Source organism: Corynebacterium sp. HMSC074C05, from assembly GCF_001838325.1.
GTDB classification, from domain to species: domain Bacteria; phylum Actinomycetota; class Actinomycetes; order Mycobacteriales; family Mycobacteriaceae; genus Corynebacterium; species Corynebacterium amycolatum.
The window spans coordinates 1-1,337 of sequence record NZ_KV836299.1; the positions used below are offsets into that span (position 1 = coordinate 1).

Below are 1,337 nucleotides of genomic sequence, written 5' to 3' on the forward strand. Positions count from 1 at the left end.
GCTCCGGGCAAGCCACATCACCGCGGCATTGTGCTTCTGTCCTTCACCCCGTTTACGCAGGTAGTAGTCGCGCGATGCGGGATGGCAGTTCGACGCGATCCACGCCGATCGAAACATCGCGTTTTTCAACTGTTTATTGCCGGTCCTGGTGGGAAACTCGCCGCGGACCGACGTACCCGACTGCCGGGTGGTCGGCGCGATGCCGGCGTAAGCGGCCAAGTGCGCGGCATCGGCGAAGTCCTGGCAATCGCCGATGGACAACAAGATGTTAGAGGCAGTCGTGATGCCTACGCCGGGCATCGACATCAAGACCTGGGCAAGAGGGAACGATTCGAGCATCTCCTCGACTTGCCCGGCGATCGTGTCGCGCTGTGCTTGAAGCGCTTTGATGTTCGCCGCCAGCTGGGAAATGACCAATTCTGCTGCCGCAGTGCCGGGTACCGTGACAGTTTGCTCGGCAAGGACCGCGAAAATTGCGTCAACCAGGGCAGCAGGGTCCTTCTTGGCGCGGTTGCGTATCCACTTCAGGACCCGGCCCCGACCTGCGGCGGCCAGTTTTGTCGGACCTTCGTAGTGGATGAGCGAGTCCAGCACCAACGTGCGCGAGAGAATCTCGCCTGCAAAGACGCGCTCGAGTGCGGGGTGAATCTGTGTGAGCACGCTGCGAAGGCGGTTTTTCGTTCGGGTGGCGTCTTTGGTGATGTCGTCGTGGAATCCGGCGAGCGTCTTCAGCGCTGCTAGTATCTGGTCGTCGCGGTCGACTGCCCGCAGTGTGTGCAGCATGGTGCGGGCGGTGTCGGCGATGATGAATGCAGCCCGGCGGTCAGTTTTTGATCGTCCAGGGTAGAGATCGGCTGCTTTTCGCATGGCTAGGTCGGGGAGGTCTCCGACCGTGCAGCCGCAGTCGCGGGCCACGGCGATGGGCAGGGCGCCGATCGTGTTGGGTTGATCGACGACCATGAGAACGCTGCCGTGGGCCTGCATGGACGCGAAGATTTCACGCCGTGCGGCTTCGTCTTTGGGCAGTGGTTTGTCGTAAATTCTCTCGCCGGTGTTGGTCAGCGCGCAGGCATGGTGGTCGGTTTTGCCGACGTCGAGGCCGATGATGATGTCGGGTGTTGTGGACGGTTCCATGGTGGTGCCCTTCTGTTGCGGCTGGTCACAGGTGTCTTGGACATCCGTTGCAGGCACCCACGTTACGACGAGACCTCTGTTTGGTCCGTGGCCCTATTAGCTGTCAGCGGTTGTCCCCGGTGTCCGGTGGCAACACCCCGGATTATGGAAATGTTCACGCAGATAAGCCATACCGGGCACGGTGACCGCGCCCCGTGAGGGGG

General features: G+C 61.6%; 1 protein-coding gene. It reads right to left on the reverse strand.

Going from position 1 to position 1,337, the window contains the following annotated elements:
• Positions 1 to 1,134, reverse strand: a 1,134-nt coding sequence (locus HMPREF3042_RS10535; RefSeq protein ID WP_083327475.1) for an IS110 family RNA-guided transposase, incomplete at its 3' end; no start/stop codon positions are given.
• Positions 1,135 to 1,337 lie beyond the last annotated feature (203 nt).